Origin of the sequence: Chitinophaga japonensis (genome assembly GCF_007830125.1) — a bacterium.
GTDB classification, from domain to species: domain Bacteria; phylum Bacteroidota; class Bacteroidia; order Chitinophagales; family Chitinophagaceae; genus Chitinophaga; species Chitinophaga japonensis.
Genome location: NZ_VLLG01000004.1, coordinates 407,472 through 423,512 on the forward strand (window position 1 = coordinate 407,472; position 16,041 = coordinate 423,512).

The window sequence follows — 16,041 nt, forward strand, 5'->3', positions numbered from 1 at the left end:
AGCGCTAAAGACTTTTGCAATATGGAAAAAAGGAAACTGGGCCGTTCTACGCTCAGCGTAGCGCCCCTGGCTTTTGGCGGTAATGTGTTTGGATGGACGGCTGATGAGCAGGCTTCCTTCAGGCTCCTGGACGCTTTTACGGATGCCGGTTTTAACCTGGTAGATACGGCGGACGTATATTCAAAATGGGTAAGCGGCAACCAGGGCGGTGAATCCGAAACCCTCATCGGCAAATGGCTGAAACAAAGCGGTAAAAGGGACCAGGTGCTGATAGCTACCAAGGTGGGCGGCGAAATGGGCCCTCAGCAAAAAGGCCTGTCCCGCGCGCATATTACCCGCTCCGTGGAGGACTCCCTGCGTCGCCTGCAGACTGATCATATAGACCTGTACCAGACCCATTATGATGATATGAGCACGCCCGTGGAAGAGACGCTGACCGCCTACGCGGAGCTGATCCGGGCCGGCAAGATAAGGGTGATCGGCGCGTCCAACATCAGCCCGGAACGCCTGACGCTGTCCCTGCATAGCAGCGAACAGTACGGGTACCCGCGCTATGAGACCCTGCAACCAGAATATAACCTGTACGACCGGGAAAAGTATGAGCGGCATTATGCACCTATCTGTAAAGAGCACGGGCTGAGCGTACTACCCTACTATGCCCTGGCCAGCGGGTTCCTGACCGGCAAATACCGCTCCCCTGCCGATATTGCCAAAAGCCCGCGCGGGCAAAAGGCCCTGGGCTATCTGAATGAACGGGGTACGCGCATCCTGTCTGCCCTGGACCAGGTGGCGGCCCGCTACCATACGAACCTTGCCAGCGTATCCATTGCCTGGCTGGCGCAGCGGCCCGGCATTGCGGCGCCTATTGCCAGCGCTACCAGCGTGGAACAATTGCAGGACCTGATCAAAGCCGCTACCCTGCAGTTGGATAAAGAGGCCGTGCAATTGCTGGACGAGGCCAGCCGCTGGTGAGCAGGGCCCGGTCAGGAAGCTGCATGGCGGTTGAAGGCCCGGTACCTGTTCGTATGATCAAACCAGTTTACCTGGCCGCTTATCCAAACGCCCAGGGCATCCAGTCATGTTCTTACAACAGGTGTAAGCGCTCCAAGGTCCGGAATATTACTGTATAGCTCCAGGTATGCCTCCACACGCGCATTGTACATGTGCGGTAATAATGCGGGATGCAGCTTAATTGCTCATTTTAATGATCGTTTTCCCTTTGCCCCTGCCCTGCCTGCTTAGCGCGATGGCCGCCGGCGCCTCTTCCGGTGTAATCACCTGCTCCACGGGCACCTGTACATGCCCTTTGTCTATCAATTGCGTGAGCCGTTCCAGGGTGGCCGGGCTGCCCTGTGTCTCGAAATTGCCGCCCCTGATGCGGCGGGCATTCAGCGCAGCTTCCTCCGCCACAAAAGCGGTGGTGAGCGCAGCACCGCCATCTTTTACCAGTGCGGTAGCGGCATTGAAACCCGCTTTGGTGCTGACCAGGTCCAGCAGGCCATCTATCCCGCCCGGGTAAGCCGCCTTTACCTGTTCCGCCACCGGCGCTTTTATATAATTCACAACATCCGCAGCGCCCAGCTCCCGCATGCGCGCTCCTGCTTCATCAATGCTGACGGTGACAATCACCTGCAGCCCCTGCATGGCGGCCAGTTGGGTGGCAAAAGAGCCTACGCCGCCGGTAGCGCCTATGATCAGCAGGGTTTGTCCTTTTTGCAGGGCCAGCATGTCCAGCGCCTGCAGGGCCGTCATACCGGCGGTGGGCACGGCCGCCGCCGTTTCCAGGGGGATGGACGAGGGGGCTTGTGCAATGGCTGCCTTTTCCGGCACAATCGCATACTCCGCATAGGAGCCCTCCCCGATGGGGCTGTGGATGAACTGCCCATAGACCTGGTCGCCCACGCTAAAGCGGGCCACGCCGGCGCCCACGGCTTCCACTATGCCGGCGCCATCCACGCCCATGATCAGGGGAAAACGATGTGGCATGTGCCCGTCCATGATGCCGTCCACCATTTTCCAGTCAAAAGGGTTGATACCGGCGGCGGATACACGAATCAGTACGGTTCCCGGGCGTACATCCGGGCGGGGCAGGTCCATTACTTCGGGAACAGCGTGAAATTTTGAAACAGCAACAGCTTTCATTCGTTAATGATTTTTAGTTAGCGGCCTCATGGAACCTTTCCGCAGCCGGCGGATCGGTTTCATTCGTTAATATTTTTAGTTAGCAAGCTCTCATCGTAGCAAGCAGGTGACGATGAGACACTTCTATAACGGGTAATTATTAATTATCCGGGTGAATAAAGATAAAACTTTTCAGCAGCCCTTATCTTTGTGAGGACCAATTCAGTATGCCATGCAGCCTTTAAACATCGCCACCGCCCAGTTTGAGAACCGCAGCGGGGATAAAGCCTATAATCTTGACGTGATACACCGCTTGTCCACAGAGGCCGCGCAGGCCGGGGCCGACGTAATCGCTTTCCATGAGTGCTCCATCACCGGCTATACCTTTGCCCGTCACCTTTCCCGGGAGCAGATGCTGGAACTGGCGGAATATATACCGGAAGGTCCCGGCATACAGGCGCTGACCGATATAGCCGCTGCCGCCAACATTACCATACTGGCCGGCCTGTTTGAAAAAGACCGGGATGATCATTTGTACAAAGCACAGGTATGCGTGAACAAGGATGGCCTGGTGGCCAGGTTCCGGAAGCTGCATCCCTTCATCAACCCGCACCTGACTCCCGGCAACGAATACGTGGTGTTTGACCTGCATGGCTGGAAATGCGGCATCCTGATCTGCTATGATAATAACATCATAGAGCACGTAAGAGCCACCGCCCTGCTGGGCGCAGACATTATCTTCATGCCGCATGTGACCATGTGCACGCCTTCCACCCGGCCGGGCGCCGGCTTTGTAGACCCGCAGCTATGGGAGCGCCGGCATACGGACCCGACCTCCCTGCGCCTGGAATTTGATGGCATGAAAGGCCGGGCCTGGCTCATGAAATGGCTGCCTGCAAGGGCCTATGACAACGGCATCTATGTGGTGTTCTCCAATCCCATCGGCATGGATGACGACCAGTTGAAGAACGGCTGCTCCATGATACTGGACCCCTTTGGCGATGTACTGGCGGAATGCCGCAAACTGGACAACGACATTGCCATCGCCACCTGTACGCCTGAAAAGCTGCAGCAGGCCGGCGGATACCGCTACCGCAAGGCGCGGCGGCCGGAGCTGTACGCGGATATTATCGGGCAGGCGCATAAGGCGGAGCAAAAAGTGGTGTGGATGAAAAGCTAGTTCACCAGGTAGCGTTCCGTATCCTTTTGCATCCAGGTAAGGTGGCCCTGCATCCATGTTTCCAGGCCATACACATACTTGTCAACGGCAGCAGCCCATATCCCAAAACCTGGCAGGGTTTCCCGTAATTCAAGATAGGCGGCCAGGTACCTGTTGTGCCGCTCCACCGCCATGTTCAGCGCTTCCCCTATGGTGCAGCCATGCTCATTCTGCAGCACCAGCACCAGGTTCATCGTTTCCCGCTGCAGTTGTTCCTTTTCCAGGGAGAAGATGTCGTTGTCCACGCAAAGGATATAATTCGTGATCTCTGTAAGATGCTCTATTACCGGGTGCCGGATCACTGCAAGCGGCAGCTCTGTAGCGATCGCCAGCTCGATCAGGTCTGTAAACATCAATACGCCGCCGGCTTTCAGCCGCATTTGGGTAAAGTTGATCTCCCCGGGGTACTTTGCTGCAGCGTCAAAATCGGCCGCCCATTGCATCGCCTTTAAATACCAGAAAAGATGTTGCTTAAAGCGTTCCATCCAGCGGGGAGACATTTGCTTTTTACGGACCTCCTGCCCGAAAAGGGACAGGAGCTGAGAGTACGCATAATGCCCGTCGGCAGGCGGCGGCGCATCTAATAGCTGGAGGGACTGGCGGCACATGGTCTCCAACTGCCGGCCCGTTTTCCCATCGTGCACATCGTCATTCAGGATGATCCATAAAGCCAGTATGCTGATGGTTTCCAGGGAGGGCAGATCAGCGTAAGGGTACAGCCTGGCAGAGAAATGCGCCAGCTTCATGTTGCGGAGCTTTGTTTTATGGCTGTCGGGATAGTCCCGGAGGGATTGTATCCACGTATTCATTTTGGTTTCCAGTTCACCTATATGGGGGCTGATCAGGTCATCGAACGGAAGGTTGGGCACATTAAAAGGAATCATGCTTTTTGGAAGCAAGTTAAGGCGCGCTGCTGCTACCAGCCTGCATCTTTAATCCTGCTCCACCCGCTTGGGCACTGCCAGCCGCTGCGCTTTATAAATGCCGCTGTTGCCGCTGAAATAGTAGGCTGTAAAGCAGGCTACCGCAAAGTACAGCACATGCGAGGTGCCGAACAGCTCTACACCCATTAAGGTACAGGCAATCGGGGTATTGGTGGCGCCGGCAAATACGGCAATAAAGCCCAGGCCTGCAAACAGGTCAACCGGGGCGCCCAGCAGTATGGCGAGGGTATTGCCCAGGGTAGCGCCTATGAAGAACAGCGGCGTTACTTCCCCTCCTTTGAAGCCCATAGCCAGGGTAATGGCGGTAAACAACAGCTTCCACAGCCAGCTCCAGGTATGGGCGCCGCCGGCCTGAAAGGCATTCACGATGCTTACGCCGCCGGGCTCCTTACTGTATACGCCCAGCCCCAGGTAATCACGGGTGCCCAGCGCCCAACTGAAGACAATGATCACCACGCCGCCCGCTACCGGTATCAGCCAGGCCGGGCGGATAAAGCGCTGCGCATAATGTTTGATCAGGTGCATGCTGTTGGCAAAGAGGTAGCTGGCCATGCCAAAGGCCACCCCGGCCAATACCACTTTGGACAGCAGCCAGAGGTCCATTTGCAGGAAAGGGATAAAGGGCGTGGCCTTGCCGTCCGTAAAATGAATGGCGTAGTGCGTATGGTGAATGCCCCATGCCGAACAGACCGTATCCGCAAATACGGCGGCAATGAGGCAGGGCACCAGGGCATCGTAACGGATGGTGCCGATAGCCAGCACTTCCAGCGCAAACACGGCGCCGGTCAGCGGGGTGCCGAATACCGCGCCAAAACCGGCGGCAATACCCATCATCAGCAAAATGCGGAGGTCCTTTTCCGTTAGCTTTATCCAGCGGCCCAGCAGGTGAGCCATACTGCCGCCTATCTGTACGGCGGTGCCTTCCCGGCCCGCAGAGCCGCCAAACAGGTGGGTAATGACGGTGGTGAGCAATACCAGGGGCGCCATACGGGCCGGCACACCGCCGCCCGGCTGGTGGATCTCGTCCATAATGAGATTATTGCCTGCTTCCGAATTACGGCCCAGCTTTTTGTACAGCCAGTAAATGCCGGCGCCGGCCAGCGGCAGCAGCCATAGCAGCCATTCCTGCTGCCAGCGCAACCGGGTGGCCTTATCCAGCAGCCAGAGGAACAGCGCCACCAGCGTGCCTACGGTCAGTGACAAAGGAATGGCCAGTATAGTCCAGCGAATTAAGTGGGAAGCGATGGCGAATTGCTCGAAGGAGCCTTTTATTTTTTTGATCATAGTCCTACAAATAAATAGTTGACAGACCTGACAGGTCTTATTATCTGTAGGCGCCATCAGTCCGCCGGCCGGCGGACGGTTCTTGTGCAGGAAGACACCATTTCCTGTTGATGGAACAAAGGTAAAATTCAAAATCCCAAATCCCAAATTCCACTTTAGGTACAAAGCCCTTATTTCATCACCTTGATACGCTTGTCAGTTTTAGCGATTTCTTTTCCCCATTGGTCAATGGCTTTCAGCAATGGGATCAAGGTCCTGCCAAAATCCGTTAATTCATAATCCACTTTTAACGGGGGCTTGCTCGTATGGACGGTACGTTTCACCAAACCGTCTTCCTCCAATTCTTTTAACTGTAAACTCAATGTTCGTTCCGTTATAACACGACATTCCTTTTTCAATTCACTGTATCGCTTTTTTTCGATTAAGTGAATAAGGATTACCGCTTTCCATTTACCGCCTATATACTTCATTGTCAGGCTGGTGCTGCAGGGAAATTGCTTATCGTCTATACAATACATCTGTTACTATCATATTTAGCCGTTATTGCAAAGATAACATGCTATACTTATGTTTGCAACAGTAAAAAGTATAGTAGTGATTTAAAATTAAAAATATGCGTTTTTTAGACCTTGCAAAGAACAGGTACACCACCAAGAACTATAACCCGGACAGGAAGATTCCGGCGGAGAAAATTGAGGAACTAAAGGAAATCTTGCAGTTAAGTCCGTCATCCATTAACAGCCAGTCGTGGAAATTCCTTTTCGTTTCTGATGAAAATAAGAAACGTGAACTGGCAGATGCTTCCTACTGGAATGCACAAAGGATAAATGAGGCCAGCCACCTGGTGGTATTTACTGCGATAGATGACATTGCAAAATTTGAGCGGCAGATCAAGGAAAATCTGCCGGAGGGCGCGGTTAATTACTATAATAAGTTTTTGAAGCCCAAAGAGGAGGCTGAAATTAAATCGTGGCTGCAACACCAGGTGTACCTCTCGCTCGGATTTTTCCTATCGGCTTGTGCAAGCATGGAAATTGACAGTACACCCATGGAAGGCATTCAAAATGAAGAATACGACAGGATACTTCAATTGGATAGTTATAAAACGCTGTTTTCGGTTGCTATTGGTTACAGGAATCCCGAAGACCGCAATCAGCCATCCCTGAACCCCAAATTACGCCTGCCGCTGGAGCAGGTCATTCAATCCATTTAGGAAAATATAAAGCATTACCATCCCATAAACACCATCCCTACCCCGCAAATGGTAACGGTAGCGCCGCCAATGGCATGGATATACCGTTCCAGCCTATCCGTGCGCAGGAAAGAATAACCATAATAGCCCAGCAGCACCATCGCCACCATCGTGATCAGGGTGAATACTGTAAAGGTGACGATCAGCAGTACGATACCGAAGGTGGACTTTTGCGCGGCGGGATAGGTAAGCAGGGGGATCAGCGGCTCACAGGGCCCCAGCGCAAAGATGATAAAGAGTATCCAGGGCGTTACTTTGGTGCGCTCCTGCGGGTATACCGGTCCTTCGCCGTGCCGGTGCTCGTATACGTACACGGAGCCATCATCATAACGGTCAAAATGCTTGTGGGGCCGGTTCAGGTAAGCGCGGCGCAGGCCCCATACCAGGTAGGCCAGGCCAAAGAACAGCAGCGCCCAGCCGGCAATACCGCCCCGCACATCCTCCAGCCAGGAGATCTTTGACAGCTCCCAGCCCAGGAAAACACCCAGTAAGCCGAGCAACACAGAACTGCCTACATGGCCTATGCCGCAGAGCACTGTCCAGAAAATGGTCCGGGCCACGGACCAGTTCCGGGACTGGGAAAGGGCGATGAACGGCACGTAATGATCCGGCCCGGTAACGGTATGTATGCAACTGATGGTAATGGCGGTGATGATCAATGCACTGATCTCGGTGGTCATAGTATTGCTAAATGATGGTTAAACAAGATCGTTTCCATGTTGCGCAGGCAACTGAACAGTTGCTCCGCGCCATGTCCCAGGATGCGCAGCACGATGGCCGGCCCGGCGCTTTGTGATACGCCGTAAGCGATATCCGGCTCCCGTGCCAGCAGCTCCAGCAGGCGGTCTGCCATTGGTGCTGCGCCGACCTGCGTATCCGCATACACCAGGGTAGCCTGGTGGGTATATCCTTCCAACTGACCGTGGGCTGCAACGTTGATACGGGCCGGCTCCAGCAGCAGGTTATCCTTCAGCACCAGCCTGCCGCGGTAGTACAGCTCCGTTACGTTGTGGAACAGCCGGAAGCGGAAGGCTTCCCCGCAGAGCTTCCGGCCGCAGGTGATGATCTCGCCCCATACCAGGCGGCTGTTCTCCTGCAGGTAAATGCGGTTATGCCCTTCAAACACGGCGTCTGCGTGGGGCACTACGGGGTGCGGCACATAGCTGAAAGCGGCTCCCTGCCCTACCTGCACCTCCATTTGCTGGCGCGCGCCGGCCTGCATGGTGTACAGGCGCTGATAAGCCTGTGTTTGCAACTGCAGCCGGGTGTGGTCGCTAACGGTAATGTGCATACGGTAATCGTCCCCGTCCAGCATGCCTGGCGATGCCGTCATCAGCATGAGGCACAGCGTGCTGTCGGCCCGGTAGGCGCCGATGTCCGCCAGCTTGAACGGCCGGGTGTAATATCCTTCCTGCAGGAAAGTGCGGCTGCCGCGCAGGCCCGTGGTTATTTTCAGCTCGCTGATCATCGTAGCAGCTCCGGCTCTACAACGTCTTCCAACAATGCGTATTGCTGTATCCAACCGATCACGGCATCCAGGCCAACGCCTTTCATGAGGTCTGTAAATACGAAAGGCTGCCCCTTGCGCATCCCGCGGGCGTCGCGTTCCATTACCTCCAGGCTGGCGCCCACATAGGGAGCCAGGTCTATCTTGTTGATCACCAGCAGGTCGGAGCGGGTGATGCCCGGGCCGCCCTTGCGCGGTATCTTGTCGCCTTCCGCCACGTCTATTACGAAGATGGTGACATCGGCCAGGTCGGGGCTGAAAGTGGCGGACAGGTTATCGCCACCGCTTTCTATAAAGATCAGTTGTATGCCCGGGAAGCGGGCGGCCATTTCGTCCACGGCCTCCAGGTTCATGCTGGCATCTTCGCGGATGGCGGTATGCGGGCAGCCGCCCGTTTCCACGCCAATGATGCGCTCCGCAGGCAGCAGGCTGTTCTTTGTCAGGAACTCCGCATCCTCTTTGGTGTAGATATCGTTGGTGATCACACCCAGGTCATAGCGGTCCGCCAGGCGGCGCGAGAGCCGTTCTATGAGGGCGGTCTTGCCGGAGCCTACCGGCCCTGCGATGCCTATCTTAACATATTTTCTGTTCATCATTCAATGCTTAGGACATGTACAATCTCGAATATAATCTTTCATGCTGCATGCAGCGGATGTCCAGCCCCGGGTTACAGCAGCCCAGGCGGCGGCGGTCCGGCTGCAAGGTAGCGGTGGCCAGCTCCTGCATCAGCGGCTGCAGGCGGAACAGGATGTCCTGCCCGTCCAGTTGCCCCAGGGGCACCAGCTTTACGCTGTTGGTCACCATGCCTACGGCGGCGTTATAATAAAAAGCCTGCAGGGCATCGGCCTTGGGCGCCTGCAACTGGCAGGCATATACGCCAAATACCAGGCAGTAATGCCCGGCGGCGTCTCCCTGCTGTATGGCCTGCTCATACTGCTGCACAAAAGCGGAGGGATAGCGGCGGCTGAATATCTTCAGCAGGCGGCTGCCCAGCTTCTGGCTGGCCTGGCGTATTTCCCGCGGTATTTTCAGCGCGGTGCATTCCTCATCCAGTTGCAGCAGCGCCGGGAAGTCCTCCTGCACGGCGGCATCATAGGCCAGGCTGGCAAAGGCAGCGTCGTTATACTGCAGGTTATTGACCAGCATACTTTGTATATACGCTGCGGCGGAGGCGGCATCGTGCACCAGCCCTTCCTGCACATAGGTTTCCAGCCCGTTGGAATGGGTGTAGCCGCCTATGGGCAGGGTCGGGTCCGAGAGGTGCAGTAATGGTAATAAGTGCGCCTGCATTTTCTTTACTTCGTTAAATTCATAATTTTCTGAAACAGCGTGCTGCCGCTGCCGCCATGATTATGCGGCGCTACATTGGTGCGCAGCATGTGGGTGAGCTTCCGCGTGGCCTTTACGGGCGCATAGCCGGCGGCTTCCAGCCAGCGGAACAGCGGTTCCTCCACGGGCACCAGCACTTCGCCGCCCTGTATGAACACCGGCAGGTGCTTGTTGCCGATCTCGTACAGGAGCGTGCCCATTTCCAGCATGGTGGCGGGCGTTACTATAATCGCCTCGCAGGGCAGGATGTCCGTTACTACGGCGGTATCGTCGTCCATCCAGACAATATCTCCCTGCTGCAGGCGCTGTCCCTGCTTTAAGAGGCGCAGCGCTATTTCCCGGCCGCCGGCAGTACGCCGGCGCTGTATGCGGCGGGTGGTCTCGTACCACTCCAGTTGCAGGAGGTCCGTTTGCCGCGCACCGATGGACAGCGTATCTATATTGCCGAGGATGTCTTCAATAACCATGTTCATGGATCTGCTAGAATAAAAAATACCGCTGCGCCAGCGCTACTTCCTTCAGTGGCTCACAGGTGATCTTTTCCCCATCTACTTTTACCTCGTACGTTTCCGGGTTCACGGTGATGTCCGGCGTCTGGTCGTTGTGCACCAGGTCCTTTTTGGAAATGGTACGGCAGCCGCTCACGGGCAGCAGCGTTTTCTGCAGGCCGTACTCCTGCGCAATGCCCTTTTCCAGCGATGCTTTGGATACAAAGGTGGCGCAGGTATGCTGCAGGGCCTTGCCATGCGCGCCGAACATATGCCGGTAAATAACGGGCTGCGGCGTGGGAATGGAAGCATTGGGATCGCCCATCCTGGCGGCGATGATCATGCCCCCCTTGATGATCATTTCCGGTTTGGCCCCGAACAGGGCCGGTTTCCAGAGCACCAGGTCCGCCAGCTTGCCCGGCTCAATGGAACCTACATATTGCGCAATGCCATGCGAGATGGCAGGATTGATGGTGTACTTGGCCACGTAGCGTTTTACGCGGAAGTTGTCATTATCCTTGCCTTTGTCCTGTTCCAGGGGACCGCGCTGCTTCTTCATCTTGTCCGCCGTTTGCCAGGTGCGGGTCACTACCTCGCCTACACGCCCCATGGCCTGGGAGTCGGAGCTCATCATGCTGAACACGCCCATGTCGTGCAGGATATCTTCCGCCGCAATGGTTTCCGGGCGGATGCGGGAGTCGGCAAAGGCCACATCCTCCGGCACGCGCTTGTCCAGGTGATGGCATACCATCAGCATGTCCAGGTGCTCGTCTATGGTGTTCACCGTATAAGGCCGGGTAGGATTGGTGGAGGAAGGCAGCACGTTGGGGAAGGAAGCCGCGCGGATAATGTCCGGGGCATGCCCGCCGCCGGCGCCTTCGGTATGGAAGGTGTGGATCACGCGGCCATTGATGGCGCGGATGGTGTCTTCCAGGAAGCCGGCTTCATTCAGCGTATCGGTATGGATGGCGATCTGCACGTCCATTTGGTCCGCCACCTGCAGGGAGGCATCTATCACGGCGGGCGTAGCGCCCCAGTCCTCGTGGATCTTGAGGCCCAGCGCGCCGGCCTCCACCTGCTCTACCAGGGGGCCGGTGGTGGCGCAGTTGCCTTTGCCGAAGAAGCCCAGGTTCATGGGATAGCCTTCGGCCGCCTGCAGCATACGCTGTATGTTCCATTTGCCGGGAGTAACGGTAGTGGCGTTGGTGCCGTCTGCCGGGCCGGTGCCGCCCCCTATCATGGTGGTAATGCCGCTGAAAAGGGCATGATCTATCTGCTGCGGGCAGATGAAATGGATGTGCGCATCAATGCCGCCGGCGGTTGCTACCAGGTGACTGCCGTTATGCACTTCGGTGGCCGCGCCAATGATCATCCCGGGATGCACGCCGTCCATGGTGTCCGGGTTGCCGGCCTGTCCTACAGCCACTATTTTCCCGTCCTTAATACCGATATCCCCTTTTACAATGCCCCAGTGGTCGATGATGATCACGTTGGTGATCACCAGGTCCAGCACGTTGTCACTGCGCAGGGCGGTGGCGGACTGGGCCATGCCGTCGCGCACGCTTTTACCGCCGCCGAACTTGCACTCATCACCGTACACGTTATAGTCTTTCTCTATCTCTATGACCAGGTCGGTGTCTGCCAGGCGCACACGGTCGCCGGTGGTAGGCCCGTACATGCTTACATACTTTTGCTTGTCTATGTTAAGGCTCACGGTAAAGAGTTTTAAATTGTTGTTGTTGCGCTTTTTCCAGTGCCTGCTGTTTTACGGCGGGATCGGTGGTGACGCCATTGGCCAGGTTGTTGATGCCGATCACGCGTTTGTCGCCGCCCAGCTCTACCAACTGCACGGTCTTCTCTTCTCCCGGCTCAAAACGCACGGCGTTGCCGGAGGGCACATTCAGGCGCATGCCGAAGGCGGCGGCGCGGTCGAAGGCCATCTGCCGGTTCACTTCAAAAAAATGGCAGTGAGAGCCGATCTGCACGGGCCGGTCGCCGGTGTTCACCACCTTGATCTCAATGGTGCGGCGGCCTTGATTGGCGATGATGTCTTCCTGCTTCAGGAAATATTCTCCGGGAATCATACAAGTGAGTTGTGAATGTCAGCGTATCGGGTGATGCACGGTCACCAGCTTGGTGCCGTCAGGAAAAGTGGCCTCGATCTGTATTTCATGGATCATTTCGGGAATGCCTTCCATGACGTCGTCGCGGGTCAGGATGGTAGCGCCGTACTGCATCAGGTCTGCCACGCTGCGCCCGTCGCGGGCGGCTTCCTGCAGGCGGCTGCTGATGAGGGCAATGGCTTCCGGGTAGTTGAGCTTCAGCCCCCGGGCCTTTCTCTTTTCGGCCAGTTCCCCGGCCACGTGCAGCAGCAGCTTTTCCGTTTCTCTTGCTGTGAGGTGCATATGTCGATTTTGGTTAAGGATCAGAAAAATACAACAAAAAGCGGTTCGTTGGTAGTAAACGGGGCGGTAACAGCCTGATATATTAAGTTTAAGTTAAGCATCCTCCATTACTGGCATTTGTAAGCTGCACCCGATATGTTTGTAACAGTATATACACCTTTAAAAAATAACTGTTATGGATCGTCGTTCCCTGATCAAAAGCCTGGGCCTGGGCGCGCTGCTGGGCAGCCTGCCGGGCGCGGGCCTGCTTACCGCCAACGCATCGCCGGTAAATACCGGTAAAAAACGCGTGCTGCGTTTTGCCCACCTCACGGACGTGCACCTGGAACCGGAAATGAATGCGCCGAAAGGATTCGCGGCCTGCCTGCACCACATACAATCGCAAAAAGACGCGCCGGCCTTTGTGATGAACACCGGCGATTGCATCATGGATGCGCTGAAACAGCCGAAAGACCGCGTGGAAACCCAGTGGAAGCTGTGGCATGGGCTGATGAAGAGCGATAACAGCCTGCCGCTGGAATACTGCATCGGCAACCACGACTGCTGGGGCGCGGGCCAGACCACTGATCCCCTGTACGGCAAAAAGTATGCGCTGGAAATGATGCAGTTGCCGGGGCGCTACCGCAGCTTTGACAAAGCAGGCTGGCATTTCATTGTGCTGGACAGTATCCAGACGAAGGCAGACGGCGCCTGGTATTCCTGCTTCCTGGATGAAGAACAGTTTGCCTGGCTGGAGCAGGACCTGGCGGCCAATACGGACAAGCACGTGATCGTGTTCTCCCATGTGCCCATTGTTTCCGCCGCTACCGTGGTGGTGGACAACAAATACAAACCGGACCAGGGCTATGTGCTGGGACAGGCTTCCATGCATACGGACTCTGCCCGCATCATCAGCCTGTTTGACAAATACCCGAATGTGAAAGTATGCATGAGCGGTCACATACACCTGTACGAGCAGGTGCTGTACAACGGCGTGCACTATGTTTGCAACGGCGCGGTGAGCGGCAACTGGTGGAAAGGCGTGCGTTACCGCACGGACAATGGCTATGCCATGGTGAACCTGTACGAGGACGGCAGCTTTGACAACGAGTATATCCCTTACGGGTGGAAAGTGTAGCCCCTACCCTTTCCTGCGCCGGCGTTGTACATCCGCCTGGTCCTTTAGGTCATATTCATCTTCATCATAGCCCTCCAGCGTATTATTACGGTCGTCGTTGAACTCCGGCTTGGGCGCTTTTTTACTGACCGGGGCGGCGGCGTTCCGGCGTTTGGCGTTTTTGATGGCGCGTCTTTGCTGTGTTGTTTTTTTTAGTGCCATGATCGGGTCGCTTTTTATACTCCTGTTATGGCCGCAAAAACGTTGCCGTTATACCCGGTTCCGCCGAGCCCGGCAAGGCCCTCCCATTGCATCTGATGTGAAATCAGCGCGTTGTAAATGATGTTCTGCACGCATATGAGCGGGCAAAAATTAACGTGGAAAATTCGCGTTTAATTGCGTAAATTAAAATGCCGTATACCGGTTGCGATATCCCTGGCTACCAGCAGTCTGTCGCTTTCTGCCACGTTATTAAAACGTCGAATAATGCTCCAAAACGAACCGCTTGCTATTGCGCTTTTCACTTGCCTGCTCCTTTCAGGCGCAAGCCTGTTTGTTGTGTTCCGTTGCCTGGCCTGCTATCCCGGCAAAAGAAAGGTCCGCAAGCCCCGCCGCCGCATGCTCCTGAAGCGGATGAGCGCACCCCGTCTCACCCTCACGGTAAAGGATACCCGTAGCAGTAAACGCTCGGCTGCCGACGCCCACCTGAAAGCCGCGCTCCAGCACACCATTGAGGAGGCTTTTTCCAGCAACTAGAACTTTATCCACGCGATATACGCTTTTTTCTCCGCCCCCATACGTTTTACCAGGATCGTAGCATAACCGTCACCCGCCGGCGTACGGTCCGATGCGCCCAGCATGCAATAAAAGGCCTTGTCCGTTTCCGGCTTGCCGAAGAGGAACAGGCGCTCGCCCTGCCCTTTTTCATAACGGTAGCAGATGATATTGGCTTCCTGCAGGTAGCGCAGCGGCTTCTTTTCCTCGAAGGTGCCGCCCCTGTCCAGGTGCTGCAGGTAATCATTGAACAGGGTATAATCCCCGTGATCCGTATGGATATGATCAAATGACAGGTACGGGGTGGTATTCAGTGCCGGTACGCGGTTGCGGAACACCCAGGCGCCGCGGTTCTTCCGCTGCAGGTACAGCGGTTTGAAAGCGCCGTTGGCCACCTGCATCTTGGGTATCACGTAGCCGCTGTCCGCCTCGCCTGCATCGCTGATGCGGCAGATCTGCACATTGTCCAGGTTGGTGTGCAGCATGTTGTACACGTTCTTGCCCTGGGTAAACTCGTGCATCTGCTCCAGTTGCAGCACCGTGCTGCCGTCCGCCTCTATGCTGACCAGTTGAGGCTGTGCGCCTTCCATGGGATGAACGATATCCAGGGGCCGTTGCAACAGCAGGCTGCCGGTAGCGGGGTCCAGGTAGTTCATAAAGAGGCGGCGTACCGGCTCCTTCCGGGTAGCTTCCGTAGCGGCGCTCAGCAGCAGTTGCAGGAGGCCGCTGCGCGGCGCGTACTGCAGGTCCGCATAGATGCCGCCAAAGTTGGCCGTATAATCCAGGGACTGATGTTGAAACGTATCCTGCCCGGGGCGCAGGGCGGACAGGAACACGGTGGACTGCGGCTGCTTGTCCCCGCTGCGTTTGGTGTTAAAGCCCGCCGTGCAAAGGTATACGGCTTCCCTGCCCTGTACGGCCATATCCAGGTAGCTGAAATACGTATAGGCGTTACCGGGCAGCGTGTAATACGCATGGCTGAGCAACTGGTGGTCAGGAGAAAAATGCATGACCTGTATCCTTTCTGCCGGGTTTTCTTTCCGCTGCAGTTCCCCGCCTGCAAAAGAGGCAACGGCATAGTAGCCGCTGCGCGGGTCGTTGCATACGTAAAAGTCGTGGGAGGCCAGGTTATCCAGCGCATATGCTTCCCGGTGCAGCACGGTGGGCAGCTCGCCCAGCTTTTCCTCCTGCAGCAGGCGGCCGGTACTACCATCTATCACTATACGAAACAGGTGGGGCCTGTACCTGACCAACTGCTGCAGGAACACTACTACCTGCCCGTTGATGGCGTATACGCCGTCTATTTCCGTGTCGTTGAGATTACGCGTGTCCCATTGCCGGCCGGCGATCTTCTCCGTAGCGACCAGCTCCCGTTGCGCATTATAAACCGCTACCTGTATGCCCTCGCTCCTGTCAAAATGCAGGTAACAGGTATTGCCGTTGGACAGCAGCACCAGCTTGTCCCAGCCGTCGGCCGCCGGCTCTGCAAAAGCTGCGCTCAGCGTTACCTGCGGTGTTTGCGCATGCAGGGCCGCCTGGCAGCATAATAAGTAACCTAAAAACCAGTAAATGGATCGCTTCATCATACCCCTAATAGATTATGAATTTCAAATATATAGATA

19 protein-coding genes and 1 riboswitch are annotated in these 16,041 nt (G+C 56.0%); of the genes, 5 read left to right on the plus strand and 14 right to left on the minus strand.

Annotated elements, in window-relative coordinates; translation table 11 throughout:
• The first annotated feature begins 21 nt into the window (after positions 1-21).
• Positions 22-972: an aldo/keto reductase gene (locus tag LX66_RS18775; RefSeq protein WP_145716429.1), complete on the plus strand. Its 951-nt coding sequence runs from the start codon at positions 22-24 to the stop codon at positions 970-972.
• Positions 973-1,188: 216 nt separating this feature from the next.
• On the opposite strand, the gene LX66_RS18780 is transcribed toward LX66_RS18775, so the two are convergent.
• Positions 1,189-2,142, minus strand: a complete 954-nt coding sequence (locus LX66_RS18780) for an NADP-dependent oxidoreductase (RefSeq protein WP_145716431.1) — start codon at positions 2,140-2,142, stop codon at positions 1,189-1,191.
• A 211-nt stretch (positions 2,143-2,353) separates the two neighbouring features.
• Between LX66_RS18780 and LX66_RS18785 the strand changes: the two genes are divergently transcribed.
• On the plus strand, positions 2,354-3,301 hold the full coding sequence (locus LX66_RS18785; protein WP_145716433.1) for a nitrilase family protein: 948 nt from the start codon (positions 2,354-2,356) through the stop codon (positions 3,299-3,301).
• On the opposite strand, the gene LX66_RS18790 is transcribed toward LX66_RS18785, so the two are convergent.
• The 3 genes from LX66_RS18790 to LX66_RS18800 all read right to left on the minus strand — a co-directional run bounded on the left by LX66_RS18790 (position 3,298) and on the right by LX66_RS18800 (position 6,086).
• A complete protein-coding gene (locus LX66_RS18790) occupies positions 3,298-4,224 on the minus strand; it encodes a terpene synthase family protein (protein WP_145716435.1) in 927 nt (308 codons plus the stop codon). The two genes, LX66_RS18785 and LX66_RS18790, sit on opposite strands and share 4 nt — an antisense overlap.
• A 48-nt stretch (positions 4,225-4,272) precedes the next feature.
• Positions 4,273-5,568, minus strand: a complete 1,296-nt coding sequence (locus LX66_RS18795; RefSeq protein ID WP_145716437.1) for a voltage-gated chloride channel family protein — start codon at positions 5,566-5,568, stop codon at positions 4,273-4,275.
• Between the two features lie 40 nt (positions 5,569-5,608).
• Positions 5,609-5,682, minus strand: a riboswitch (Fluoride riboswitch).
• A gap of 56 nt (positions 5,683-5,738) precedes the next feature.
• Entirely contained in the window at positions 5,739-6,086 is a 348-nt protein-coding gene (locus LX66_RS18800; RefSeq protein ID WP_145716439.1) for a winged helix-turn-helix transcriptional regulator, read from the minus strand.
• A gap of 95 nt (positions 6,087-6,181) precedes the next feature.
• On the opposite strand from LX66_RS18800, the gene LX66_RS18805 reads away from it, so the two are divergent.
• Positions 6,182-6,781: an NAD(P)H-dependent oxidoreductase gene (locus tag LX66_RS18805; protein WP_145716441.1), complete on the plus strand. Its 600-nt coding sequence runs from the start codon at positions 6,182-6,184 to the stop codon at positions 6,779-6,781.
• Positions 6,782-6,795: 14 nt separating this feature from the next.
• Here the strand turns inward: LX66_RS18805 and LX66_RS18810 are convergent, their stop codons facing one another.
• From LX66_RS18810 to ureA, 8 genes are read right to left on the minus strand one after another with little or no spacing between them, the layout of a single operon-like run.
• The gene (locus tag LX66_RS18810) at positions 6,796-7,500 is read right to left on the minus strand and encodes an urease accessory protein UreH domain-containing protein (protein WP_145716443.1); all 705 of its coding nucleotides are present in this window, start codon (positions 7,498-7,500) and stop codon (positions 6,796-6,798) included.
• Positions 7,497-8,288 (minus strand): urease accessory protein UreD, encoded by a 792-nt coding sequence (locus LX66_RS18815; protein ID WP_145716445.1) that lies wholly within the window; start codon positions 8,286-8,288, stop codon positions 7,497-7,499. The genes LX66_RS18810 and LX66_RS18815 overlap by 4 nt, the downstream gene beginning before the upstream one ends.
• Positions 8,285-8,920 (minus strand): urease accessory protein UreG, encoded by a 636-nt coding sequence (ureG, locus tag LX66_RS18820; RefSeq protein ID WP_145716447.1) that lies wholly within the window; start codon positions 8,918-8,920, stop codon positions 8,285-8,287. Before ureG ends, LX66_RS18815 begins: the two co-directional genes overlap by 4 nt.
• A 10-nt stretch (positions 8,921-8,930) precedes the next feature.
• Positions 8,931-9,617, minus strand: coding sequence for an urease accessory protein UreF (locus tag LX66_RS18825; RefSeq protein ID WP_145716449.1), 687 nt, complete (start codon positions 9,615-9,617; stop codon positions 8,931-8,933).
• 5 nt (positions 9,618-9,622) lie between these two features.
• Positions 9,623-10,129 (minus strand): urease accessory protein UreE, encoded by a 507-nt coding sequence (gene ureE, locus LX66_RS18830; RefSeq protein WP_244620454.1) that lies wholly within the window; start codon positions 10,127-10,129, stop codon positions 9,623-9,625.
• 7 nt (positions 10,130-10,136) lie between these two features.
• On the minus strand, positions 10,137-11,858 hold the full coding sequence (gene ureC, locus LX66_RS18835; RefSeq protein ID WP_145716452.1) for an urease subunit alpha: 1,722 nt from the start codon (positions 11,856-11,858) through the stop codon (positions 10,137-10,139).
• Positions 11,848-12,228: an urease subunit beta gene (gene ureB, locus LX66_RS28495; protein WP_145716454.1), complete on the minus strand. Its 381-nt coding sequence runs from the start codon at positions 12,226-12,228 to the stop codon at positions 11,848-11,850. The genes ureC and ureB overlap by 11 nt, the downstream gene beginning before the upstream one ends.
• Positions 12,229-12,246: 18 nt before the next feature.
• Entirely contained in the window at positions 12,247-12,549 is a 303-nt protein-coding gene (ureA, locus tag LX66_RS28500) for an urease subunit gamma (RefSeq protein ID WP_145716456.1), read from the minus strand.
• Positions 12,550-12,724: 175 nt separating this feature from the next.
• On the opposite strand from ureA, the gene LX66_RS18850 reads away from it, so the two are divergent.
• On the plus strand, positions 12,725-13,666 hold the full coding sequence (locus LX66_RS18850; protein WP_145716457.1) for a metallophosphoesterase family protein: 942 nt from the start codon (positions 12,725-12,727) through the stop codon (positions 13,664-13,666).
• 3 nt (positions 13,667-13,669) lie between these two features.
• Here the strand turns inward: LX66_RS18850 and LX66_RS18855 are convergent, their stop codons facing one another.
• Positions 13,670-13,867, minus strand: coding sequence for a hypothetical protein (locus LX66_RS18855; protein ID WP_145716459.1), 198 nt, complete (start codon positions 13,865-13,867; stop codon positions 13,670-13,672).
• Between the two features lie 264 nt (positions 13,868-14,131).
• On the opposite strand from LX66_RS18855, the gene LX66_RS18860 reads away from it, so the two are divergent.
• Positions 14,132-14,401: a hypothetical protein gene (locus LX66_RS18860; protein WP_145716460.1), complete on the plus strand. Its 270-nt coding sequence runs from the start codon at positions 14,132-14,134 to the stop codon at positions 14,399-14,401.
• Here LX66_RS18860 and LX66_RS18865 read toward each other — a convergent pair.
• Positions 14,398-16,005, minus strand: a complete 1,608-nt coding sequence (locus LX66_RS18865; protein ID WP_145716461.1) for a hypothetical protein — start codon at positions 16,003-16,005, stop codon at positions 14,398-14,400. The two genes, LX66_RS18860 and LX66_RS18865, sit on opposite strands and share 4 nt — an antisense overlap.
• Between the last annotated feature and the right edge of the window lie 36 nt (positions 16,006-16,041).